The organism is uncultured Algibacter sp., from assembly GCF_947495925.1.
GTDB lineage: Bacteria > Bacteroidota > Bacteroidia > Flavobacteriales > Flavobacteriaceae > Algibacter_E.
On the sequence record NZ_CANMAU010000006.1, the window covers coordinates 156,224 to 180,498 of the forward strand.

A 24,275-nucleotide genomic window follows, 5' to 3' on the forward strand; every position below is an offset into this window, starting at 1 on the left:
TTAAAGTTTTTTTAAAAAAGCTTCTTAAATCAAGAAGCTTGCATAAAGATTTGTAATTTGATAAGTTGAATGACGTATCGTTCCAGTATGAAAAAATACACGGCTCTATTTTTTTTGTTTTTTTGCATAAGTTATTTTGTTTTTTCCCAGAATAAATTCGTTGTTCAAAATAAACAGCAATCAGATAAAATCAAATTTAAATTGATAAATAATTTGATTATTATCCCTGTTGAGGTAAACGGAGTAACACTATCGTTTTTGTTAGATACAGGAGTGAGTAAACCGATTATTTTTAATTTTTTGAATGTTTCTGATACATTAAAAATAAAAGATACCGAATCTATTTTTTTAAGAGGTTTAGGTGAAGGAGATCCAATTGAAGCATTAAAATCAAGAAATAATGTGTTCAAAGTTGGGGATGCTATAAAGCTTAAGCAAGAATTATATGCCGTTTATAATATAAATTTAAATTTAAGTCCCAAATTAGGTTTTCCGGTTCATGGAATTATTGGTTTCGATTTATTTGAAGATTTAGTTGTTCAAATAAACTATTCTCAACAAATCATTATTTTAACAGAACCTGAAAAATTTGAGTACAAATCTTGTAGAGGCTGTGAGCATTTTGGGTTGGTATTTCATAATAAAAAACCATACATAAAAGGTATCGTTGAAATAAATAATAAAAATATACCAGTTAAATTGTTAATTGATTCAGGAAGTAGTGATGCGTTGTGGCTTTTCGAAGATAGTTCTATTGGTGTTACATCAGGTAGTAAATTTTTTGAAGATTTTTTAGGGCATGGGCTTGCAGGTAGTGTTTATGGAAAACGATCTAAGGTTCAGTCATTTTCTTTGAAACGTTTTAAATTAAAAAATGTTAACGTATCCTTTCCCGAGTCAAAGTCTATAGTTTTTGCTCAACGGATTGAAAATAGAAATGGAAGTTTGTCAGGTAATATTTTAAAGCGCTTTAATATTATTTTTAACTACAAACAAAGGACATTAACACTAAAGAAGAATAAGTTTTTTAATGAATCATTTGGCTATAATAAAAGTGGAATTGAACTAGCCCATGACGGGAGTAGGCTTATTAAAATTGTTGATAATAGTAAAAGCCGAGAAAGAGGGTTTCCCTCTGACGATAAAACTCAAAGTAGTTCTTTAGTAAGAATAAAAAATAATTATCGGTATGTATTAATGCCTGCATATGTAATTGTCGAGTTACGTGAAAAATCACCGGCTAAAATTGCTGGTTTAAAAGTAGGTGATTTAATACTTAGCATTAATGGAAAAGACACTAAACAATTTTCTCTTCAACAAATTAATCAAAGATTCTATGATGATGCCGGAAAAAGGATTAAACTGAAAGTGGATAGGGATGGTCAAATTATGACATTTAGCTTTTTTTTAAAGCAGTTATTTTAATGAGTAAAGATATTTTAAAAGAAAAAGGCTTGAACATTAATGTTTAAGCCTTTTTTGAAATCTATTTCATATGATTATTGATCCATAACACTTTTATCTGTTTTTTCCATAACGTTTACTTTGCTAGGGTCAACCACTAAACCTTTGATCTTTAAAGCCACCGTTGGAGTTTCAGCATTCGAAATTACGGTAATTGTTTTTCTAATAGGGTTAACTCTATTAGTGTCATATTTTACCTCAATTTCCCCTGTTTTTCCTGGTAGAATAGGATCTTTCGGTTTTTTAGGGATAGTACATCCACAGCTTGATGATACCTTTGAGATAATTAGGGGCTCGTTGCCAGTATTCGTGAATTCAAATACCCTTACCCCATCAGACCCCTTATCAATTGTACCATAATCAATGGTTTCTGATTTAAACTCAATCTTTGCCTGGGCATTAATAGAAAAACTTATTAATCCGATAAATAAAATTGTAATTAGTTGTTTCATAATAAATATATTTTTTTAAGATTTTTTAGACCATTTTAACACCCTAATAGTTAAGGTAATTCATACAATTCATTCTGTTTTCTAAATCAAACATACTTACTTTTTCTACAATCTGCAAAAAAATTGGATGTAATGCACGTTTGTTAACATACCGTTTAGATGTCAAATGTACATATTGCTTCTAAACTGCTTGGTTTAAAAACTGTTAAATTCTATATAAGTTCTATACTATCAAGTTGTGTTTTAGTTTCACAGAACTATAAATATAAGTACTTTTGCACATCATTATTCAAAAACTATTCCAAAGCATGGAGATTCCATCTAAATATGATGCCAGTCAGGTAGAAAGCAAGTGGTATAACTACTGGATGAAACACGATTATTTTCATTCTGAACCAGACGAAAGAGAACCTTACACTATCGTAATTCCACCGCCAAATGTTACGGGGGTTTTACATATGGGGCATATGTTGAATAATACGATTCAAGATGTGTTGATCAGAAGAGCGCGCTTATTAGGAAAGAATGCGTGTTGGGTCCCTGGTACAGATCATGCTTCTATAGCAACAGAGGCTAAGGTTGTTGCTAAGTTAAAAGAAGAGGGAATTGACAAAAATGATTTATCTCGTGAGGAGTTTTTAAAGCATGCCTGGGATTGGACGGAAGAATATGGAGGTGTTATACTAGAACAACTTAAAAAACTGGGTTGTTCTTGTGATTGGGATAGAACCAAATTCACTATGGATGATAACATGAGTGAAGCCGTAATCCAGGTTTTTATTGATTTATACGAAAAAGGTCTGATTTATCGTGGCTATCGCATGGTAAATTGGGATCCAGAAGCTAAAACGACTCTTTCTGATGAAGAAGTTATTCATGAAGAACGTCAGGGAAACCTTTATTATTTACAGTATAAAATTGAAGGAAGTAGCGATACATTAACCATAGCGACTACGCGTCCTGAAACTATTTTTGGAGATACAGCCATTTGCATCAACCCAAATGATGAACGCTTTTCTCACTTACGTGGAAAGAAAGCCATTGTGCCTATTTGTAATCGTGTTATTCCGATTATAGAAGATGAATATGTTGATGTCGAATTTGGTACAGGTTGTTTAAAGGTCACGCCGGCTCATGATGAAAATGATAAGAATTTAGGAGATAAGCATAAATTAGAAGTTATTGATATTTTTAATGAAGATGCATCTTTAAATAGTTTCGGGCTTCATTATGCCGGTAAAGATCGTTTTGTAGTTAGAAAAGACATAGTAAATGAACTTGAAGGAAACGGTGTTTTGGTTAAAACTGAAACTCATATTAACAAAGTAGGAACTTCAGAAAGAACAAAAGCTGTTATTGAACCTCGATTAAGCGATCAGTGGTTTCTGAAAATGGAAGATTTGGTTAAACCTGCTATTAAGTCAGTTTTAGAAGATCGGGATATAAAACTCTTCCCTAAAAAGTTTGAGAATACGTACCGCCATTGGATGGAAAATATTCGTGATTGGAATATTTCAAGACAACTTATGTGGGGGCAACAGATTCCTGCATATTATTATGGAGATGGAAAGGAAGATTTTGTAGTTGCTCAAAATGTAGAGGAAGCTTTAGAAAAAGCAAAAACTGTTACTGGAAATGAAAATCTTACTACAGCTGATTTAGTTCAGGATAAAGATGCTTTAGACACATGGTTTTCATCTTGGTTATGGCCAATGAGCGTTTTTGATGGTATTCGAAATCCAGAAAATGAAGAAATAAAGTATTACTACCCAACCAATGACCTAGTTACGGGTCCGGATATTTTATTCTTTTGGGTAGCCCGAATGATTATAGCGGGTTACGAGTATAAAAATGAGAAACCTTTTGAAAACGTATATTTAACGGGCTTAGTTCGCGATAAGCAACGCCGTAAAATGAGCAAATCATTAGGGAATTCGCCAGATGCTTTAAAACTTATTGAGGCGTATGGAGCAGATGGTGTTCGTGTTGGATTATTGTTGAGCTCTGCTGCAGGGAATGATTTAATGTTCGACGAAGACCTTTGTCAACAAGGAAAAGGTTTTGGAAACAAAATTTGGAATGCTTTTAGGTTAATTCAAGGATGGGAAATTGATGAAACAATTTCACAACCAGAAACTTCAAAAGTTGGGTTAGATTGGTACGAAGCCAAGTTTCAAAAAGCTTTGATTGAAATTGAAGATTATTTTAGTAAGTATAGACTAAGTGATGCTTTAATGGCAATTTATAAATTAATTATGGATGATTTTTCATCATGGATGCTGGAGATCATTAAACCTGCGTATCAAAAACCAATTGATGCTAAAACCTATAATTCGGTTATTGAAGCTTTTGAAAATAATTTGAAAGTATTGCATCCATTCATGCCATTTTTATCAGAAGAAATTTGGCAATATATTTCAAAGAGAACCCCGGATGAGGCTTTAATTGTTGCCAAATGGCCAGAGTTAAAAACAATAAACAAAGAAATAATCAACGAGTTTGAATTTGCTTCGGAAGTAATTTCAGGAATAAGAAACATTAGGAAGCAAAAGAATATTGCATTTAAAGATGCTATTGGTTTTTCAGTAATTAATAACGAAAAAACGCATACTACCTTTGATGGAGTTATCGCGAAATTAGGGAACCTTGAAGGTGTAGAAATTGTAAATGAGGCTATTGAAGGAGCATTAACCTTTAGAGTGAAATCTAACGAGTATTTTATTCCTATGGTTGGCGCAATCGATGTGGAAGCTGAAATGATTAAACTAACAGAAGAATTAAACTATACAGAAGGTTTCTTAAAATCTGTTCGAAAGAAACTATCTAACGAACGTTTCGTAAATAATGCTCCAGAACAAGTCGTCGCGAGCGAAAAGAAAAAGGAAGCCGATGCTTTAGCTAAAATAGACACATTAAAGACTAGTTTGTCTAATTTAAGATAATACTTTATTTAATTTTACCCGATTTTTGCATTGCTGAAAAGAGATGTTCCTATTTTTAGTCAATAAACTCAAGTAGTCCGAACATATTTGGTTGGTGAACCCCTTTTTTAATGTCTTCAATAGGAAAGATGCTTGATATAACGCGTCTCCCCTGTTTGAGTTCGTTGCGTTCCTGTCTTAAAGCCATAAATGCCCATTGAGTTCCCGTTTGAACAGGGTGGAAGCTTGTTGACCCTCTAAAGGTTTCAATAGGTATGGCTATTTCCATAGTCCAGCCTTTGTCAATATCAGAATTATCATTGATAGTTCCTTGAGTTATTACTTTTACTTGATAATCTGGGTTAAATGCTTTAACAACCGCATCGTTACCATTATAAAAATTGTTGATAAAAATAATGTCGTTTTTGGCTTCATACAGATTGATTTCAAAACAAAAATGCATATTTAAGCTATTTGGGATCGGAATTAAAAATAATTCTGCGCAATCATCTAAAAAGGGAGTGCCGTCTTTTTCTTTTTCTGTGGCTGTTAGATATTTATCCTTACTAGAATAAAATAAATATATCGTTTTATCATCCCATAATATTCGAAAAGTAGTCTTTTGTTTATCATTAGGTTCTTGAGTGAAATAATGATGGTTAAAGGTTCTAGACTCAGCAAGTCCCCATGAGGTTTCATTCAATTTGCCATCAACGACAATATCTTCATGAGTTTTTTTTACGCGGTATAAAGGGCGTTCATCAAGAGATAATTTGTATTCTTGCCCCCAATTATTAGTAATGCTTACTAAACAAACTATTGTTAAAATAAGTGTTTTTTCAATTTTAAGAATCATAAAATATACATATCACGAAGGCTATTGAATAAGATGAAATGACTATTCTCTATATAAAAAATAATTATTTACTAAATCAATATAGGATTGTTTTGCGTCATCCTCACTAAGTCCCTTTGCTTGAAACAAGGCGTTGGTTTTAAAAGCATTAATGATAGGTTTTTTGCTTTTAGGTCGTCCATAGTCATTTGTAGCTTTTTTATAAAAGGCATAAAGTTTCAGTAGAGTATCTGCAGGAAACGGTTCAGTATGCGCATTAACACGCTCAACAGCTTCTTGGAATTCTATGTCTAAATCAGAATTCTTCATTAACTTTTTTCCGCAATAATAGTTTCGCCCCCTCTAACTTTTTGATTTAGTTCCACTTTTATATTTGTGCCTAATGGTAAGAATAAATCCACTCTCGAACCAAACTTAATAAATCCCGATTCTCCACCTTGGACCGCTTTGTCGTTGAGTTTTGCATAGTTTACAATCCGTTTTGCTAGGGCTCCTGCAATTTGACGGTGTAAAACCTTACCATAGTTTTCGTTTTCTACTACAACTGTGGTACGCTCATTTTCCTCACTAGCTTTTGGGTGCCATGCCACTAAATATTTACCTGGGTGGTATTTACTAAATATAACATGACCTCCAATAGGATAACGAGTAACATGAACATTAATTGGTGACATAAAAACACTCACTTGTAAACGTTTTTCCTTAAAATATTCTTTTTCAAATACTTCTTCAATTACGACAACTTTTCCATCAACAGGAGAGATAACGTGTTTGTCATTTAAATGTGTATGGCGTTTAGGGTTTCTAAAGAATTGAAGAATCAAGATTAAAAATACAAGCAGAGCAATCATTCCTACTGTTCTTAACCATGCTATGTTTACATAACTATCAATTAATAAAAAGCATCCAACAATAAAAATGAGGGTTATAATAATAATTTTATGGCCTTCTTTATGAAACATAATGTAAAATTCTTAAAAATAAATAAATAAACGGTGCTGCAAATATTATACTGTCTAAGCGGTCTAATAATCCACCATGACCAGGCATAATAACTCCACTATCTTTTACATTGGCTTGTCTTTTAAATTTAGACTCTATTAAATCGCCTAAAGTCCCAAAAACACTAATAATTATGCTTAGAATAAGCCAGCTAGTAAAGCCTAGTGTTTCTGTAAAGGTAGCAATAAAATAACTTGCTATGCATGAAAAGAACAAGCCTCCAAGAAAACCTTCGACGGTTTTTTTAGGTGATATAATTTCAAATAGCTTTTGTTTGCCAAAGTTTTTCCCAACTAAATAAGCAAAAGAGTCGTTAACCCAAATCAAGATAAAAGCACCTAATAAAATCTGTGGGTTATAATTTTCGTAATAATTCGCTATTAAAATTAAAAAAACAAATGCGCTAGATAAATAAAATGTGGTCAACAAAAAGCGCTTAGTTTCAAAAAGTGGGATGGTTTTTACTGAAAAAAGATCTTTTATTAGGAATAAATTCACAAATATGGAGATTACAGTAAGAATCTGGGTGGCCTCGTTAAGGCCTTCATCTGTATTCAATACAGTTTGCCAATAACCAAATACCGCAAATAAAACAATAAAGATAAAGTAGGGGATATAATTTTTAAGTTGAATAAGTTTGAGGAACTCTCCCATACATACTAAACCAAAAATAAAAAAAAGCCCAATAAGAGCTTGCTCAAAACATAAACAAACGACTAATAATAATATATAGAGCAATCCAGATAGCGATCGGACAAGGGTTTCTTTCATTCTATAAATCTTCTAGAAGTAGGAGGTAGAGATTTTTTGCACTACTACCATAACTTAGAAAATCTTTTTCATCGCCTGATTTAAAATGTTTTATGGTTGTAATATTAGTTGGAATTCTTTGTCTGTTTTTGGATTTAATACCCCTTAATCCTTCTCCAATATTTTCAACAATTTGACTTGTTGTGGCAAAAACAATAAAGTTTAATGGCAACTCCGGTAATTTCTTCTCAAAAATTTGTTTCGACGAAATTAATAACGATCCATCATTAGCAATCAAATTTTCACATGTGGTGAGGAAAAATGTAGCTTGGTTAAGTTTTTTTGTGGTTAATAAGTCACAACTTTTAAATTTATCTTCGAGACCAGAATCCAATAATAAAACTTGCTCTTCTACCCATTCATTTTCATCAATAATATGCCCTAGATTTTGAAAGACTTCATCCAAATTTTCGCAATACAAGAATTTACCACCATTAGCCTTGAAGTTTATAGTAAACCTCTCGTCTATAGGTAGTTTTATTTCCGGCATATATCTGCCTCTATTATCAGATTTTAATTCCTCTTCAGATTCTTTAGATTTGGAACCAAAAATTTTTCTAAAAAGACTCATCTAGTTTCTTGCTATTAACACTATATCATGCGAGTTTTATCAAATATAAAAAATCTTAAATTAACCTTGCGCTTAATTTAAGATTTTTACTTTAAACCTTGATAGAACAATCAAGCTTCAAATTATTCCTCTTCTTCGTTTTTTGATATTTCTGCGGCATTTAGAGCTTTTTCTTTTTCAAATGCGCGCTTTCCAAATATCTTTTCAAGGTTATCTTTAAAAATAACTTCTTTTTCTAATAAAACTTCGGCTAGTTCAGTAAGCTTGTCCTTATTTGCCTCTAACAATTTTATTGCACGTTGATATTGCTCTTCAATAATGTCTGATATTTCTTTATCTATCAGTTCTGCTGTTTGTTCGCTATAAGGTTTTGTAAAACCGTATTCACTTTGTCCAGAATCATAATAAGTTAGGTTACCAATCTTATCGCTCAAACCATATATGGTAACCATGGCTCTAGCCTGTTTGGTCACTTTTTCTAAATCACTTAATGCTCCTGTTGATATTTTATTAAATATTACTTTTTCGGCAGCACGTCCACCAAGAGCAGCACACATTTCGTCTAACATCTGTTCTGGGCGAACAATCAAGCGTTCCTCGGGTAAGTACCAAGCCGCACCTAAAGATCGTCCTCTTGGAACAATTGTTACTTTTACCAAGGGCGCAGCATGTTCTAACATCCAGCTGACTGTGGCGTGACCAGCTTCATGAAAAGCAACTGCTTTTTTCTCGCTAGGCGTTATAATTTTGTTTTTCTTTTCAAGACCTCCAATAATTCGATCAACAGCATCAAGGAAATCTTGTTTGTCTACTGATTTTTTGCCATTTCTGGCGGCAATAAGGGCAGCTTCATTACAAACATTTGCGATATCGGCACCTGAAAACCCTGGTGTTTGTTTCGATAAGAAATCTAAATCCAAGTCTTTGGCTTTTTTTAGAGGTCTTAAGTGAACTTCAAATATCTCTTCACGTTCTCTAACATCTGGTAAATCCACATAAATCTGTCTATCAAAACGTCCTGCACGCATTAATGCTTTATCCAAAATATCAGCTCTGTTGGTTGCTGCAATTACAATAACATTGGTATTGGTCCCAAAACCATCCATTTCAGTTAATAATTGATTTAAAGTGTTTTCGCGCTCATCGTTACTACCAGACATAGCATTTTTGCCTCTTGCACGACCAATAGCATCTATTTCATCAATGAAGATAATAGAGGGTGATTTTTCCTTTGCTTGCTTAAATAAATCCCTAACACGAGACGCTCCTACACCTACAAACATTTCAACAAAATCTGAACCAGACAATGAAAAGAAAGGTACTTTGGCTTCACCGGCAACGGCTTTAGCTAACAATGTCTTACCAGTACCAGGAGGTCCTACTAGTAATGCCCCTTTAGGTATTTTACCTCCAAGAGAAGTGTATTTTTCTGGGAACTTAAGAAAGTCTACAATTTCTTGTACTTCTTCTTTAGCGCCTTCTAATCCGGCAACATCTTTAAAACTAGTCTTTACTTCTGTATTTTGATCAAATAATTTAGCCTTAGATTTTCCTATATTGAAAATCTGACCGCCAGCACCTCCACCAGCACCACCAGACATACGTCTCATAATAAATATCCAAACCCCAATTAAAAGTATAAATGGTAAAATTCCCATTAGGAGGTTACCCCAATCATTGGTTTCTGTATCGAACGTGATAACTGGTTTTTCAGATAAATCTTTTGTTGACTCGTTTAATTTATTTTCAAAATTCTGCAAGTCACCAAATTCAAATCTATAATTAGGTAATTTGGTAGCTGAGGGTATAAACGTTTGAGGTTTAGAAGTCTTATGAACCTCTTTAGCTTCAGCATCTTTGGTTAAATATACTTTTGCAACACGCGTGTTTTTTACAATATCGACACGTTCTACATCACCATCTTCTAAATATCTGAAAAAATCAGAAGGCGTTGTTAAGTTACCGTCTTGATAACTTCCGCTGCTAAATAACTGAAACCCTAAAAATACAGCTATTAGTATACCGTATACCCAATATGGACTAAACTTAGGTTTTTTATCCTTTATTTTTTTATTCTCTTTTGCCATTTCAATTTTTTAGTAACTTGTTTCTATTACGGTTGTTTTTGCGTCTCCCCAAAGACTTTCGATATCATAAAATTCTCTAATATGTTTTTGGAAAACGTGAACTACAACATTTACATAATCAATTAATACCCACTCTGCATTATCTACACCTTCGGTGTGCCAAGGATTGTCTTTAAGTTCTTTACTAACCTTCTTTTGTATAGAGTTAACTATAGCGTTTACTTGCGTATTTGAAGTTCCTTCGCAAATAATAAAGTAATCACAAACCGTGTTTTCAATTTCTCTTAAATCTAGAATATTTATCTCTTTTCCTTTAACGTCCTCAATACCATGAATTATTACCGATATTAATTGGTCTGTGCTAATTTTTTCTTTCGCCATTAATTAAATTAAATTTGTGCAAAGTTATTATTTTTTTAGTTCTTTATACTTTAAAATAAACAGAAGATTTAAAGTATTCTAATAACCTTTAAATGCGTATAATCAAACTTAATGCCACCAATTCTACAAATAGCTACTTAAGGGCGTTATATTCGGAAGGAAATTTAACAGATTTTACAGCGGTTATTGCTAAAGAGCAAACACAGGGAAAAGGGCAAATGGGAGCGTTGTGGGAATCTCAAGCGTTTAAAAACCTTACATTCAGTGTGTTCAAGGATGTTAAGTCGTTACCTCTGGAACTATCGTTTAGCATTAGTATGATTAGTGCTTTGTCGGTTCTTAAGACGCTTCAGTTAATTTCCATACCTCGATTAAGTGTTAAATGGCCCAACGACATTTTGTCAGCAGACAAAAAAATATGTGGCATTTTGATTGAAAATGTCATAAAATATAGTGTTATTGAGGCTTCTATTATAGGAATTGGTTTAAACGTAAACCAAACCGAATTTGAAAACTTACCTCAGGCCTCATCGCTTATAAATATTTCAGGTAGTGTTTATAATTTGGACGAGTTGGCATTGGGTATAATAGAAAATTTAAAAATGTATTTTGATCGATTCAAAGAGAATGGAATAGAGGTTCTTATTGAGGAGTATGAATCGCATTTATTTAGAAAAAATAAACCTTCAACATTTAGAGATGTTGAAGGTGTTATGTTTTCTGGTTTTATTGAGGGAGTTTCTAATTTGGGTAAATTACAAGTCAAGCTTGAAGACCATATTTTAAAGGAATATGATTTAAAAGAAATCACCCTTTTATATTAAATAGCTTCTGGGATATTGGTCACCAAAGTTTCAATGAATTTGGTGATAGGACCTTTAATCATCATCGCCATCATGGGGTTAAAATCTCCTGAAAAATTTAACTGAACCTCACTGGTATTCTCATCCACTTTATTGATGTTGCCAATAAGAGAAAAGTCAATTTTTCCGCCAGCCGCACCAAGTATGACTTTGTTTGGAGGGATAACCTCTTTCTTTTTTAATATAATTTCTGGCATGCCTTTAAGAGCAAAAACAAAAGTGTCGTCTGAAAGGGCTTCAAATTTACTAATGTTCTCTGGCATTAAAGATTTAAAATTTTTAACATCAGCTAAAAAATGGCATACATCTTCTTGAGATTTACTAATATTTACTTTCGGAGAATCTAAATTCATTTTTGTTGTTTTTTTATCGTTAGCTAAAAAGATGTAAAGAAATTAAAATAGTTTTACGTTAGTATATCAATTAGCGTTCCATTCGCTAGGATTGGTATTCCATTCAGATAATGTGTTTAATTCTTTTTTAGAAATATAGTTGGTTTCTAAAGCTTGTTCTAGTAAATTATCATAATTACTTAAGGTATGCAGTAGAACATCTTCTTTCTTAAAATTCTCGGTAGCAACATCAAATCCATAGGTGAAAATGGCTACCATACCTTTTACATTAATATTAGCCTCTCGAAGTGCTTTAACAGCATTTAAACTACTTTTTCCAGTACTGATTAAATCTTCTACTACGACTACATTTTGTCCGCTTTCAATAAAACCCTCTATTTGATTTTTTCTACCATGACCTTTAGCGTCTGGTCTTACGTAAATAAAAGGAAGTCCTAAATATTCTGCCACTAGCATACCAATACCAATAGCACCAGTAGCAACTCCAGCTATAACGTCTGGTTTGCCATATTGTCTTTCAATATGTTTTCCTATGGTCTCACGAACGTAGTTTCGAATTGGAGGAAAAGATAGTACAATGCGGTTATCGCAATAAATTGGTGATTTCCATCCAGAGGCCCATGTAAAAGGCTCCTTAGGGCTTAGTTTTATAGCATTAATTTGTAATAAAACTTCAGCTGTTTTTTTGGCAGTGTCTTTGTTAAAAATCATAGGGACAAAATTACACATAAATTTAATTTTAATTCAGGGCAGTTCATGATAAAAAAAATAATTTTTCAACAATGTTCGGTATGTAAGTAAAAATGATATTTTTACCATATTCAAATTAGTAATAGCTTTAAAGTATGTATAAAGTTTTTGTTGGAGATAAGCCTATCGTCTTAACAACTGTAGTAGAGAAAGAAACCTATTTCAAGAATTATTTACTTAAAACTGTAAATATGGCTAAGGTTATTCGGAAGCTTAATACATCGTCTTTAAAGGAGGTTAGGTTAATTCATAAGAAAGAAGATAAACTCATAAAGAAGTTTTTAAGGAAATTGCCGAATGTAATTGCGGGTGGAGGTAAAGTTTATAATGATAAAGGTGACATACTTTTTATATATAGAAATGATAAATGGGATTTACCAAAAGGAAAGGCTGAACGCAAGGAGTCTATTGAAGAAACATCCATACGCGAGGTTACTGAAGAAACTGGGGTTACAGGCTTAGAAATTGTAAAACCATTAGATACTACATATCATATCTTTAAACGCAACGGCCGTTATAAGATTAAAATTACCTATTGGTTTGAAATGAAAACCAACTTCAAAGGTAAATTATATCCTCAAGAAAATGAAGGCATTACCAAGGTCGCTTGGTTGGATAGTGAGGAGGCTACTAAAGCTTTAGAAAATTCATATGCCAATATTAAGTTACTGGTTTAGTTTTATCCTTTTTTCGTTTTGTATCTATGTTTAATTATGCTCTAATAATGAGATAATTAAGAATAGGATTACAATATTCTGTATTGTTTGTATTTTTTTTGACGAATAGCAATATTTTATTGTTTAATGAAACTAAAATAAAAAAGAAGAAAAGTTAGTTTTATTAGTTTGGTTGGTTTGAAAGCCGTTATTTATTAAAATAACGGCTTTCTTTTATTTGTAATTTATCCAAGTTAATTTATGCCAAAGCTTCTCTAGAGGACCTTGATTGAATTTTTTCAACCAAAACCTATAAATATAAACTTGAAAGGTGAAAAGCAAAATACCTAGTAAAAAACTTTTGGTATGTCTTAAAGATGGTCCCAGAGCTAATCCGTATCCATAAAAAACAAAACCACCTATTATCGATTGAAAGACATAGGCTGTTAAACTCATTTTTCCACAATAGCGTAGTCCATTAGTTATTTTTATAAAAAAATCGACCCTATAAAATAAAATAAAGGCTGAAATCAAGAATAGAGTAAATGCCAAATTACCATACATATCAATGGCTTTAAAAAGAGTATCCTTATATATTTGAATATCAATAGTCGATTTTATGTTCGTTTCAAGAATATAAAGCGGAATGAATGTTAGAATTGAAGCAGTTAGAACTTTTTTCCAGAATTTTAAACTTTTTTCGGAATTCACAAATAGTTGTTTTTTTCCTAACCAATAGCCAAAAATAAATAGGCCGGCAGTTTGTAATAACCTGCCAACACTATAAGCCCAAAGGAGTGATGCCTTATGTCCGTAAAGCGTATTAGATTTTACTAAATCAAGAAAGGAGTGACTTAATTGACCTTCTGATATAAAACCCCAATAACTTCCCATATTTGTTCGAGGAACAGTATAGGTATTGTCTAACACATACATCATATAATGTATCCATTCTACAGGCTGAAGAAGTAAGATAAACGAAGCTATGAGTAAAGCCTTATTTCCCCAATGTCTAACTATAAAAAGGGTAACTCCAACAATAGCATACATTAATAAGACCTCACCAGGAAAAAACATACCATTAATAAAGGCAAACCCAGCTAAAAGTAGCATACGCCATAAAAAACGATAACCAAAATCTTTGCCTAGTTTGAGTTGTTTAGTGTACATTAAACTAAATGTAAAACCAAATAGAATCGCAAAAATGGCATAACCTTTTCCTCCAAAAAGAAAAAATAGGGTATCCCATATACCATCATCAATCGTGTTTAACCAATCTGGTTGCGTGCTTTTGTCAGGAAAAACATAGAAATTAAAATGCTCAATACTATGCAAAAGCATTATTGCCATTATAGCGAAACCCCTTAAGGCATCAACAACTTCTATTCTTGGTTTTTTTACTGGAATGCTATTCATTTAAAGTGGTTTAGTTTAATAACGGCTTTAAAGCTAATGAAAAAAGTGAAACCAAAAAGAATATGTTACTACCATGCTTTTTAAAATTATTGCTCTTAACTTTTAGAATTATAAAATTATTTCACGTGCATGATTAGAGTATATATTCTCAAACGATTGCGTTTAGCAAAATATGAATTAGTAATACTTCTACTTGCACGTCAATATATTAAGCGTAAATTTGCACCTTCATTAAAATAACCATGACTGAATTTATTAGAAAACGTGCAGCCAATGCCAAAAATGATATTTTAAGTGGAATTACTGTAGCTCTTGCCTTAGTGCCTGAGGCAGTAGCTTTTGCCTTTGTTGCCGGTGTTGATCCTTTGGTTGGGTTGTATGCTGCATTTATGATTGGACTGGTTACGTCTATTTTTGGTGGGCGTCCAGGAATGATTAGTGGTGCTACAGGAGCTCTTGCCGTTGTAATGGTAAGTTTAGTTGCTGAAGGAAATGCTATGGGGGCAGAAGGGGAGCAATTAGGTTTATATTACTTGTTCTCCACTGTTATTCTTATGGGGGTTATACAAATGCTTGCTGGTATTTTGAAGCTGGGGAAATTCGTACGTTTGATTCCGCATCCTGTTATGATGGGGTTTGTTAACGGACTTGCTATTGTTATATTTCTATCGCAATTAGGCATGTTTAAAGATGTAAATGGTGATTGGTTTTCAGGAAGTCAGTTGTATGTTATGCTTGGTTTAGTAGGATTAACTATGCTTATCATGTTTGGTTTGCCTAAGTTAACTAAGAAATTACCTGAAGCTTTAGTTGCTATTTTAGTAGTTTCAGCAATTGCTATTTTTGGAAATTTAGATGTAGCTACGGTGGGTAGTTTTATTACAGATGGCGGGGGTGAAGGTTTAAAAGGCGGTTTACCACAGTTCCAAACAGGTATATTTAGCAAAGTGCCTTTCAATTGGCAAACAATTAAATTCATAGGACCGTATGCCTTAATTCTTGCAGCCATTGGTTTAATTGAATCTTTAATGACACTTAATTTAATTGATGAATTAACCGAAACTAGAGGAAATACTAATAGGGAGTGTATGGCTCAAGGTGGGGCTAATATTCTTACTGGGTTTTTTGGAGGTATGGGAGGTTGCGCCATGATTGGACAGTCTTTAATCAACATTAAGTCAGGAGGAAGAACAAGATTGTCTGGTATCGTAGCATCAGTTTTATTACTCGTATTTATACTTTTTGCTTCAGGACTAATCGAGCAAGTACCGATAGCGGCGCTAGTTGGAGTGATGTTTATGGTTGTTATTGGAACATTTGCATGGAGTAGTTTCAGGATTTTAAATAAAATACCACTTAGTGATGTTATTGTTTTAATAGCGGTTTCATCCCTAACGGTCATTTTTGATTTGGCTATTGCTGTAATAGCTGGTGTGATCATTAGTGCGTTAGTATTTTCGTGGGAAAATGCAAAACGTATTCGTGCGCGTAAACGCATGAGGGAGGATGGTACTAAAGTTTATGAGATTTGGGGACCATTATTCTTCGGATCTATTATTGCATTTAATGAAAAGTTTGATGTAAAAAACGATCCTGAGCATATTGAAGTAGATTTTGTAGAGTCGCGAATAAGTGATCATTCTGCAATTGAAGCTATTTTTAACCTAGTAAGCAAGTATGAGGCTGCTGGCAAAAAAATAAAACTGAAGCATTTGAGCGAAGATTGTAAGATTTTATTATACAAGTCTAATCCTAAATTTAGGGAGGTAGTGGTTGAGGATATTGATGATCCGCGTTACCATTTAGCAGAAAACCCAGAAGCCTTTACAAAGGGGCTTTCAGAATATAAGTTTTAGCTATTTGCTTTTTGAATAATGTCTTTATCAGATTTGAATAGATCCAAAACCCACTGAGGAGGTTTTTTTGTTTCTTTAGCACCAACTTCTTTTAAAATATCAGAAAGGGCCGTAGGGATATCTCTTTTCCAAATAAGCGATCGTGTTATACCAATAGCTTTTATCTCATGGTCTTGTTCGAAATTATGAATGTGATAAACCCATTTATCATCAGAACCTGCACTCTCTAAAGTTAAGTTGAATTTAGTCCAGATTTTTAATGGTTTTCTGTAAATTAACTTTTGAGACCCTAAAGTAGGAGCTAGTCCTCGTTTTACAATGGCCTTAAATAGTTTTGATCTAGCAATAAGTTCCCAGCGAATAAAATCCATGTAAACAGGGTATTTTGAAGCGGTCATAACACGTAATCCGTCGCAGTCAAACACACCAACTCTAAAGCTTCTGGATATGGTTTCATTGTATTGGACCTCACTTTGAAAGTTTCTAAATAAAAGAATTTTCAAAATGGTATACCAATAATATATCATGGATTATTTTGTTTAATAAAGTGTCTATTAAATTTATTTCACTCTTACACTATCAGGAACTAATTTGGTGTAATCTCCATGGTTTCTAATTACATCACGAACAATATTGGAGGCAATATAAGAGGTGTCAGCAGAGGTTAAAAGAAAAACCGTTTCAATAGGTGCAAGGTCTCTATTAGTATGGGCAATTGCTTTTTCAAATTCAAAATCAGCAGGATTTCTAAGTCCACGTAAAATAAATTCAACACCAATACTTTTGCAATAATCTACAGTTAACCCTTTATAGGTAACAACCTTGACTTTAGGTTCATCAGCGAACGTTTTTTCAATAAATGCCATGCGTTCCTCAAGAGAAAACATGTATTTTTTATCGGCATTAACCCCTATGGCAACAATAATTTCATCAAAAAGTGTAACGCCACGTTTAATGATATCGTAATGTCCAAGTGTAATTGGGTCAAAAGATCCTGGAAATAAAGCACGTTTCATTTTAAAATTCTTTTAGTTATTCCCGAGAAGATGGGAATCTTATCAAAGATAATTATAAATTATTTTAAAGCTTCTTTAATAGCATTATCAAACAAATCTGCTAAGGGAATATTTGCAGCTGCCGCTTGTTGGGGCAAAATGCTTTCTCTGGTTAACCCGGGAACCGTGTTCATTTCTAATAAATGAGGTTCACCATTTTTAAAGATAAATTCACTACGGCTAAAACCAGTCATTTTTAAAACCTCATAAATCTTTTTAGCCTCGACGGTAACCTTAGTTTCTTCTTCAGTTGTTAATCTTGCGGGTGTTATTTCTTGCGATTTTCCTAAATACTTCGCTTCATAATCAAAGAAATCATTTTCAGGTACTATTTCAGTAATTGGCAATACTTTGGTTTCTCCTTTATAAGTAATCACACCAACAGACACTTCTTTACCGTCTAAAAAAGATTCAATAATAATTTCGTCATCTTCTTTAAAAGCCACTTCAATGGCCTTATGTAAGTCTTCTTTTTTATGTGCTTTACTCACGCCAAAGCTACTTCCGGCTTTATTAGCTTTTACAAAACAAGGTAAACCTACTTTGGCAACAATATCATCCTCATTATAAGAGTCGCCAAGATTTAAATAATAAGATTCAGCAGTTTTGATTCCATAGGGCTTCAAGATGCTTAAAAAATCACGTTTATTAAAAGTAATACCCGCCTGGTACATACTGCAACTAGTATGTGGAATGTTTAACAATTCAAAATACCCTTGCATATAACCATCTTCACCTGGAGACCCATGAATGGCATTAAATACACAGTCGAAAGTAGTTTTAAAAGCACCAACATTAATTGAGAAATCATTTTTATCTATGGAGAATTCAGTGTCTTCTTCATCAACATAAACCCATTTTTCTTTAAAAATATGAATTCGATAAGGGTTGTATTTTGAGCGATCTAGTGTTTCATAAACCACATTTCCGCTAGTTAATGAAATCTTATACTCACTAGAGTAACCTCCCATTATGATAGCAATATTTTTTTTCATCAATTACTTGTTTTTTATTTCGGCAAGGGCCGAAACATTGTCAATTTAAGTGTTCGCGTCTAAAACTAATAATAAAACGTAGTTATTATTAAGTGAAGCTAAAATATCATATAAATTGCAAAACAAAAAACAGTTCTGTTTTTATATATTTGCTGAAACCAAATTGGAAGTGTTTATGTTTTAAAAGAACGGAGCAACATGCAATATTTTAGCTGTAAATTGGTTTAAAATTGAAAATTCTATAAATGAGTCTTATAAAATTCCTTACCAGTAAAACTTTTCTGAAACAGATTATATTGGCTGTAGTGGCTGTGGTTGTGCTCTGCTTTATAATATTAAAGTGGTTGAATGTTTCTACTAATCATGGGGATTTTGAAACGGTACCCGATTTAAAAGGAAAATCTATTAGTGTAGCTCAAGTGGAGTTAGAGGATAATAAACTGGTAATGAAAATTCAAGATTCAGCCAATTATAATCCTGATTATCCTAAGTTCTCTGTTATTGAACAAGAACCTTTGGCTGGATCTAAAGTCAAAGAAAACAGAAAAATATATATTACACTTAACCCGTCAGGCTATAGAAAAATGAATATCCCAGAGGGCTTAATTGATAAAACATTCCGTCAAGTAAAACCAACTTTGGAAGCTTTAGATTTTAAAATTGGTAAAATCACTTATGTAAATAACATTGGTAAGGATATGGTTTTAAAATTATCTCACAGAGGCAAGACGCTTAAAGCTGGAGATAAATTAGCTAAAACATCTGTAATCGATTTGCAACTTGGTAACGGGAAGAGACCGTAATAATGGACGACTACACACCCCAATTACCCAACGAAGATAATCTTTACGAGCACCATGCTTTTACTGTTGATAAAGGTCAGGCACCACTTCGTATAGATAAATATTTAATGAATTTTGTTGAAAATGCTACCCGAAATAAAATTCAGGCAGCAGCTAAAGACGGTTGTATTTATGTAAATGATGTGCCTGTAAAGTCGAATTATAAGGTGAAACCAGATGATAAAATTCGCGTACTATTCTCGCATCCCCCTTTTGAAAATTTGTTGGTAGGAGAAGATATTGTTATTGATGTGGTTTACGAAGACGATGATTTACTTGTTGTTAATAAACCAGCGGGTATGGTGGTACACCCTGGGCATGGCAATTATTCAGGTACGCTTATAAACGCGTTGATTTACCGATTTGATAATCTACCCAACAATTCAAGTGAGCGTCCTGGGTTGGTACATAGAATTGATAAAGATACAAGTGGACTTTTAGTGGTTGCCAAAACCGAACAAGCTATGGCTAAATTGTCTTTGCAATTTGCAGAAAAAACAAGTGAACGTGAATATGTAGCTATAGTTTGGGGGAATATGACTGAAGATGAAGGTACTATTGAAGGTAATATTGGACGTCATCCCAAAAATAGACTTCAAAATACGGTGTTTCTTGATGATGACGCTGATAAAGGAAAACCTGCGGTTACCCATTACAAAGTTATTGAGCGTTTAGGTTATGTTACTTTGGTGTCTTGTAAGTTAGAGACGGGGCGCACGCATCAAATACGTGTACACATGAAACATATTGGGCATACCTTATTCAATGATGAACGCTATGGAGGCGATAAAATTTTAAAAGGCACAACCTTTTCGAAGTATAAACAATTTGCAGATAATTGTTTTAAGGTGTTGCCAAGGCAGGCCCTTCATGCTAAAACACTTGGTTTTGTTCATCCTACTTCTGGTGAATTTTTAAAATTTGAAACACCAATTCCTGAAGATATGCAGCAATGTGTTGAAAAGTGGCGAGGGTACGCAAAACATCAAGAATAGCATTCTATTTTCTTTACTTTATTTATCTCTCAACTGAAACAGATTATCAATTCCATTTATAACCACATTTAAAATAATTTTAGGCTTAAATCTTAAAAGTAAATAAGGAGTTGTAAATTTGAAATGAAAAGAATATGAGATTTCCGTCTTTACTGAAATAAAAAAATATCTATTTATGAAATTAGTTATATCGCCAGCAAAGTCGTTAGATTTTGAAACGGAATTACCAACAACACAGCAAACAGAAGCACGATTTTTAAAACAATCTGAACGTTTAAACAAACTGCTAAGAAAGAAATCGGCAAGGAGTTTATCAAAACTTATGAGTATTTCTCCTGCGTTGGGTCAATTAAATTATGAGCGTAACCAATCATGGGAATTGCCATTTACAAAGGACAATGCTAGACCTGCCGTATATGCTTTTAATGGTGATGTTTATAGAGGGTTAGACGCTTATACTATTCCAGAAGAAAAACTTGAAACGCTGCAGAGTACGGTTCGTATTCTTTCGGGCTTATATGGTGTATTAAAGCCTACCGATTTAATTCAACCATATCGTTTAGAAATGGGGACTAAAATGCCGGTAGGTGTAAAAAAGAACCTGTATGAGTTTTGGAAAAAAGACATCACAAAAACTCTTAATGAAGAACTTGAAGATGATGAGTTGTTCTTAAACTTGGCTAGTAATGAGTATTTTAAAGCTATAGATATAAAAGTGTTGAAAGTACCTGTAGTCACCGCTAATTTTAAAGATTTTAAAAATGGCGAATATAAAATGATATCGTTTTTTGCCAAGGCGGCACGAGGTATGATGGCACGCTACATCGTAGATACTAATGCTAAAACTGTTGATGACTTAAAAGGTTTCAATTATGATGGCTATGGGTATAGTGAAGCCATGTCAAAAGAAAACGATTTGGTGTTTATTAGATAGTAGTTATTTCCTCAGGTTTTTAATGCGTTCTAATAATGTAGGGTGCGAATAATGCATAAATACATATGCAGGATGCGGTGTTAAATTACTCAAACTATTTTTAGAAAGCTTTTTAAGTGAAGTAATTAGTGGTTCTGGTTTGTATGTATTTTTTGCATAATCGTCTGCTTGGTATTCAAACTTTCTAGAAAACAAATTCATAATTAATCCTGTAATTTCAGATATAGGAGAGTACAGTAATCCAAATGCAATTAATCCAATGTGAAAACTTGGAATATCAACTCCTATGGCCTGAGATAACATAGGATTAGAAATAAATAAGGATAATATATAAAGTGTTAGTCCTGTTAATACAATTGAAGAAAATAGATTGAAAATGATATGTTTCTTTTTATAATGTCCAACTTCATGAGCAAGGACAGCTACAATTTCATTTTCCTCTAAATCATTAATCAACGTGTCATAAAGTGTCACGCGCTTTTCACTTCCGAATCCAGAGAAATAAGCATTTGCTTTAGTGCTTCGTTTAGAACCGTCAATTACAAAAATCTTGTCTAACTTAAAGCCTACGGTCTCAGCATATTTTGAAATATTATCACGTAAACTTCCAGCTTCTAAAGGTGTTTGTTTATTAAATAATGGTACGATAAGTTTAGAGTAAAACATATTCATAAACAAAGTGAATATAGCTATTAAGCCCCAAGCATATAACCAAAAATGTTCTCTAGTAATTTGATAAAACCAAATAATTAAAGCTAAAATACCTCCACCCAGAATAGCCATCATTAGCCAGCCTTTAATTTTATCGAGTATAAAAAGCTTTTTTGTAGTTTTATTAAAACCGTATTTTTCTTCAATCACAAAAGTGCTATAGTAAGAAAATGGCGTGGTTAAAATATCACTCCCTATCATAATAATCCCGAAAAATATTAAAGCAACGATTATTGGGTTTTCACTAAAACCTCTTGCTATCTGGTCAACATATTCAAACCCATCGAGTAATAAAAACCCTAAAGTTAGCACCAAAGAGAATGTAGAGGTAATGATTCCAAACTTGTAGTTCGTTGCTTTGTAGCTTTGCGATTTTTTATACTCTGTATTGTCATAAACATCCTTTAAATCTTCAGGAAGCGTATCGTTATAATGCTTTGCGTTAAGTGCATCTAGAACTTTATCTTTTATAAAGTTTATTATAATTATGGCAATTATGATGTAAAATAATGTACTTGCTGTCATATTTGGTATTTAGCGTTATTGCGAGTCCTTTTTTTGCGATGTAGCAATCTGTATATTTTAGTTTTATTTTATGAAATTATTTCTGTCATTCTTCATTCGCAATGACAATTTATTTAAAACCACGCTGTCTTTTCGCTTCAAAAATAAGAATTCCTGCAGCAACTGAAACATTCATAGAATCTATTTCGCCTCGCATTGGGATAATAATATTTTGAGTGGCGTGGTCGCGCCATTCTTGACTTAAGCCAGTAGCTTCCGTCCCAACAATAATGGCACTAGGTTTGGTAAAATCTTGAGTATGGTAACTAACAGACTCTTGCAAAATAGCACAATAAATATTAATGTTTTTTGATTTTAAAAAGTCAATAATTTCAGAAGTAGTTCCTGATGCAATTTGATTCGTAAATATGCATCCTACACTAGAACGAATAATATTAGGGTTATATAAATCTGTTTTTGGATTGGCTATGATAACGGCATCTACATTCGCAGCATCGGCGGTTCGTAAAATTGCACCTATATTTCCAGGTTTTTCGGGAGCCTCAGCAACCAAAATTAAAGGATTTGTTGTATTGAAATTTAAATCTTTTAATTTCTGGTTTTTAGTTTTCGCAATGGCTAAAACACCTTCAGTAGTATCACGATAAGCTAATTTTTGATAGACCTCCTTTGATATTTCTATACAATTTGTGTCTTTATTTGTGATATCGCTAAGCTGGTTTTTAGGAAATAGTTCTTCATAAAACAATACCGTTTCCAATTCAAAACTACCTTTTAAAGCTAGCGAAATCTCACGGAAACCTTCAATTAAAAATGTTCCCGATTTTTTACGATCACGCGATTTATCCTTGAGTTGAACAAGTTGTCGAATAAGCGGGTTTTGTGGACTGGTTATTGATTTCATATGTGTTGAGCAAAAGTAATTGATTTAATGTAATTATTCGTTTCTAACTTCGTCAAACAGGTTAACCATTTTAGCATATATTCATGAAGCCAATTATTTCCTTAATTACTGTATTACTTTTAATATCCTGCAATAATGAACAAAAAAAGCAAGTTGAGGTGTCTTTAAATGAAGACGTGCCAGTTGTTAGCAAAACCTATCCAGAAAACATTTCAAAAATATTTGAAGTGCATGGAGGTTTAGCAAATTGGAATACTTTACGTTCTTTAGAATTTACAATGAATAAACCTAAAGGGCATGAAGTAACATTAACCGATTTAAGACATAGGAAATCGTTTATTTCAACAGATAAATTTAAGATGGGGTATAATGGACTGGATGTCTGGATAAAACAAGACTCCATGCATTATAAAGGGAATCCTAAATTTTATTATAATTTAATGTTTTACTTTTATGCGATGCCCTTTATTTTAGCTGATGATGGAATTATTTATAGCGATGCCAAACCTTTGGTTTTTGATGGAAAAACCTTTCCAGGAATTAAAATAACATATGATGCTGGCGTAGGTGAATCGCCAGAAGACGAGTACATTTTGTATTATGATGCTGAGACTTACAAAATGACATGGTTAGCCTACACAGTTACCTTTTTTACAAAAGAGAAAGGGAAAGAGTTTCATTTTATAAAATATAGCAATTGGCAAGATGTGAATGGTTTATTATTACCAGAGACGATCTCGTGGTATGCTTATGAAAATAATAAACCAACAGAAAAAAAGAGCGACTTAAAATTTACTGATATTAAGGTATCTAAAGATAAACCAAATTCTAAAATATTTGAAGTTCCAGAAGGGGCCATTATTTTAGAATAATAAG

At 32.9% G+C, this 24,275-nt stretch carries 25 protein-coding genes; 9 read left to right on the top strand and 16 right to left on the bottom strand.

The genetic code is table 11. The annotated features are described in order from the left end of the window. Positions 1-87: 87 nt before the first annotated feature. Complete coding sequence (locus tag Q0857_RS13625) at positions 88-1,425, top strand: pepsin/retropepsin-like aspartic protease family protein (protein ID WP_298536211.1); 1,338 nt, start codon at positions 88-90, stop codon at positions 1,423-1,425. 74 nt (positions 1,426-1,499) lie between these two features. Here Q0857_RS13625 and Q0857_RS13630 read toward each other — a convergent pair whose 3' ends face one another. Beyond that, on the bottom strand, positions 1,500-1,916 hold the full coding sequence (locus Q0857_RS13630; protein WP_298536214.1) for a DUF1573 domain-containing protein: 417 nt from the start codon (positions 1,914-1,916) through the stop codon (positions 1,500-1,502). A gap of 308 nt (positions 1,917-2,224) precedes the next feature. Here Q0857_RS13630 and Q0857_RS13635 point away from each other — a divergent pair, with 308 nt between their 5' ends. Next, on the top strand, positions 2,225-4,858 hold the full coding sequence (locus Q0857_RS13635; protein WP_298536216.1) for a valine--tRNA ligase: 2,634 nt from the start codon (positions 2,225-2,227) through the stop codon (positions 4,856-4,858). A 55-nt stretch (positions 4,859-4,913) separates the two neighbouring features. On the opposite strand, the gene Q0857_RS13640 is transcribed toward Q0857_RS13635, so the two are convergent. The 7 genes from Q0857_RS13640 to rsfS form a co-directional block, all read right to left on the bottom strand. Beyond that, entirely contained in the window at positions 4,914-5,693 is a 780-nt protein-coding gene (locus Q0857_RS13640) for a carbohydrate-binding family 9-like protein (protein ID WP_298536218.1), read from the bottom strand. A gap of 42 nt (positions 5,694-5,735) precedes the next feature. Continuing rightward, a complete protein-coding gene (locus tag Q0857_RS13645) occupies positions 5,736-6,002 on the bottom strand; it encodes an acyl-CoA-binding protein (RefSeq protein ID WP_298536220.1) in 267 nt (88 codons plus the stop codon). Next, positions 6,002-6,655, bottom strand: coding sequence for a phosphatidylserine decarboxylase family protein (locus Q0857_RS13650; protein ID WP_298536222.1), 654 nt, complete (start codon positions 6,653-6,655; stop codon positions 6,002-6,004). Before Q0857_RS13650 ends, Q0857_RS13645 begins: the two co-directional genes overlap by 1 nt. Continuing rightward, entirely contained in the window at positions 6,645-7,466 is an 822-nt protein-coding gene (locus Q0857_RS13655; RefSeq protein ID WP_298536224.1) for a phosphatidate cytidylyltransferase, read from the bottom strand. The genes Q0857_RS13650 and Q0857_RS13655 overlap by 11 nt, the downstream gene beginning before the upstream one ends. Before the next feature lies 1 nt (position 7,467). Further along, complete coding sequence (locus Q0857_RS13660) at positions 7,468-8,076, bottom strand: LUD domain-containing protein (RefSeq protein ID WP_298536225.1); 609 nt, start codon at positions 8,074-8,076, stop codon at positions 7,468-7,470. 122 nt (positions 8,077-8,198) lie between these two features. Then, positions 8,199-10,163, bottom strand: coding sequence for an ATP-dependent zinc metalloprotease FtsH (gene ftsH, locus Q0857_RS13665; RefSeq protein ID WP_298536227.1), 1,965 nt, complete (start codon positions 10,161-10,163; stop codon positions 8,199-8,201). A gap of 9 nt (positions 10,164-10,172) precedes the next feature. Then, a complete protein-coding gene (rsfS, locus tag Q0857_RS13670) occupies positions 10,173-10,544 on the bottom strand; it encodes a ribosome silencing factor (RefSeq protein WP_298536229.1) in 372 nt (123 codons plus the stop codon). A gap of 92 nt (positions 10,545-10,636) precedes the next feature. Here rsfS and Q0857_RS13675 point away from each other — a divergent pair, with 92 nt between their 5' ends. Beyond that, complete coding sequence (locus Q0857_RS13675) at positions 10,637-11,368, top strand: biotin--[acetyl-CoA-carboxylase] ligase (protein WP_298536231.1); 732 nt, start codon at positions 10,637-10,639, stop codon at positions 11,366-11,368. On the opposite strand, the gene Q0857_RS13680 is transcribed toward Q0857_RS13675, so the two are convergent. Then, positions 11,365-11,760 (bottom strand): SRPBCC family protein, encoded by a 396-nt coding sequence (locus tag Q0857_RS13680; protein WP_298536233.1) that lies wholly within the window; start codon positions 11,758-11,760, stop codon positions 11,365-11,367. The two genes, Q0857_RS13675 and Q0857_RS13680, sit on opposite strands and share 4 nt — an antisense overlap. A 66-nt stretch (positions 11,761-11,826) precedes the next feature. Further along, positions 11,827-12,471, bottom strand: coding sequence for an orotate phosphoribosyltransferase (gene pyrE, locus Q0857_RS13685; protein WP_298536759.1), 645 nt, complete (start codon positions 12,469-12,471; stop codon positions 11,827-11,829). 134 nt (positions 12,472-12,605) lie between these two features. Between pyrE and Q0857_RS13690 the strand changes: the two genes are divergently transcribed. Next, the gene (locus Q0857_RS13690) at positions 12,606-13,187 is read left to right on the top strand and encodes an NUDIX domain-containing protein (protein WP_298536235.1); all 582 of its coding nucleotides are present in this window, start codon (positions 12,606-12,608) and stop codon (positions 13,185-13,187) included. Positions 13,188-13,400: 213 nt separating this feature from the next. On the opposite strand, the gene Q0857_RS13695 is transcribed toward Q0857_RS13690, so the two are convergent. Further along, positions 13,401-14,582: a DUF418 domain-containing protein gene (locus tag Q0857_RS13695; RefSeq protein ID WP_298536236.1), complete on the bottom strand. Its 1,182-nt coding sequence runs from the start codon at positions 14,580-14,582 to the stop codon at positions 13,401-13,403. 242 nt (positions 14,583-14,824) lie between these two features. Here Q0857_RS13695 and Q0857_RS13700 point away from each other — a divergent pair, with 242 nt between their 5' ends. Next, a complete protein-coding gene (locus Q0857_RS13700; RefSeq protein WP_298536237.1) occupies positions 14,825-16,438 on the top strand; it encodes a SulP family inorganic anion transporter in 1,614 nt (537 codons plus the stop codon). On the opposite strand, the gene Q0857_RS13705 is transcribed toward Q0857_RS13700, so the two are convergent. Genes Q0857_RS13705 through Q0857_RS13715 form a run of 3 tightly spaced genes read right to left on the bottom strand, consistent with a single transcriptional unit; the run spans position 16,435 to position 18,488 of the window. Next, positions 16,435-16,965, bottom strand: a complete 531-nt coding sequence (locus Q0857_RS13705; protein ID WP_298536238.1) for a thioesterase family protein — start codon at positions 16,963-16,965, stop codon at positions 16,435-16,437. The genes Q0857_RS13700 and Q0857_RS13705 overlap by 4 nt on opposite strands. 33 nt (positions 16,966-16,998) lie before the next feature. After that, complete coding sequence (gene coaD, locus Q0857_RS13710) at positions 16,999-17,454, bottom strand: pantetheine-phosphate adenylyltransferase (RefSeq protein ID WP_298536239.1); 456 nt, start codon at positions 17,452-17,454, stop codon at positions 16,999-17,001. Between the two features lie 59 nt (positions 17,455-17,513). Beyond that, entirely contained in the window at positions 17,514-18,488 is a 975-nt protein-coding gene (locus Q0857_RS13715) for a D-alanine--D-alanine ligase (protein WP_298536240.1), read from the bottom strand. 245 nt (positions 18,489-18,733) lie between these two features. Between Q0857_RS13715 and Q0857_RS13720 the strand changes: the two genes are divergently transcribed. The 3 genes from Q0857_RS13720 to yaaA all read left to right on the top strand — a co-directional run bounded on the left by Q0857_RS13720 (position 18,734) and on the right by yaaA (position 21,259). After that, complete coding sequence (locus Q0857_RS13720; RefSeq protein ID WP_298536241.1) at positions 18,734-19,291, top strand: PASTA domain-containing protein; 558 nt, start codon at positions 18,734-18,736, stop codon at positions 19,289-19,291. Between the two features lie 2 nt (positions 19,292-19,293). Beyond that, positions 19,294-20,325 (top strand): RluA family pseudouridine synthase, encoded by a 1,032-nt coding sequence (locus tag Q0857_RS13725; protein WP_298536242.1) that lies wholly within the window; start codon positions 19,294-19,296, stop codon positions 20,323-20,325. Positions 20,326-20,500: 175 nt separating this feature from the next. Then, positions 20,501-21,259: a peroxide stress protein YaaA gene (gene yaaA / locus Q0857_RS13730; RefSeq protein ID WP_298536243.1), complete on the top strand. Its 759-nt coding sequence runs from the start codon at positions 20,501-20,503 to the stop codon at positions 21,257-21,259. 3 nt (positions 21,260-21,262) lie between these two features. Here yaaA and Q0857_RS13735 read toward each other — a convergent pair whose 3' ends face one another. Together Q0857_RS13735 and Q0857_RS13740 are read right to left on the bottom strand one after the other, a co-directional pair. After that, complete coding sequence (locus Q0857_RS13735; protein WP_298536244.1) at positions 21,263-22,495, bottom strand: M48 family metallopeptidase; 1,233 nt, start codon at positions 22,493-22,495, stop codon at positions 21,263-21,265. Positions 22,496-22,604: 109 nt separating this feature from the next. Further along, positions 22,605-23,399 carry an RNA methyltransferase gene (locus tag Q0857_RS13740; protein ID WP_298536245.1) on the bottom strand — a complete coding sequence of 265 codons (795 nt, stop codon included), beginning with the start codon at positions 23,397-23,399 and terminating at the stop codon, positions 22,605-22,607. A gap of 83 nt (positions 23,400-23,482) precedes the next feature. Here Q0857_RS13740 and Q0857_RS13745 point away from each other — a divergent pair, with 83 nt between their 5' ends. Further along, the gene (locus Q0857_RS13745; RefSeq protein WP_298536247.1) at positions 23,483-24,271 is read left to right on the top strand and encodes a DUF6503 family protein; all 789 of its coding nucleotides are present in this window, start codon (positions 23,483-23,485) and stop codon (positions 24,269-24,271) included. The last annotated feature ends 4 nt before the right edge of the window (positions 24,272-24,275 follow it).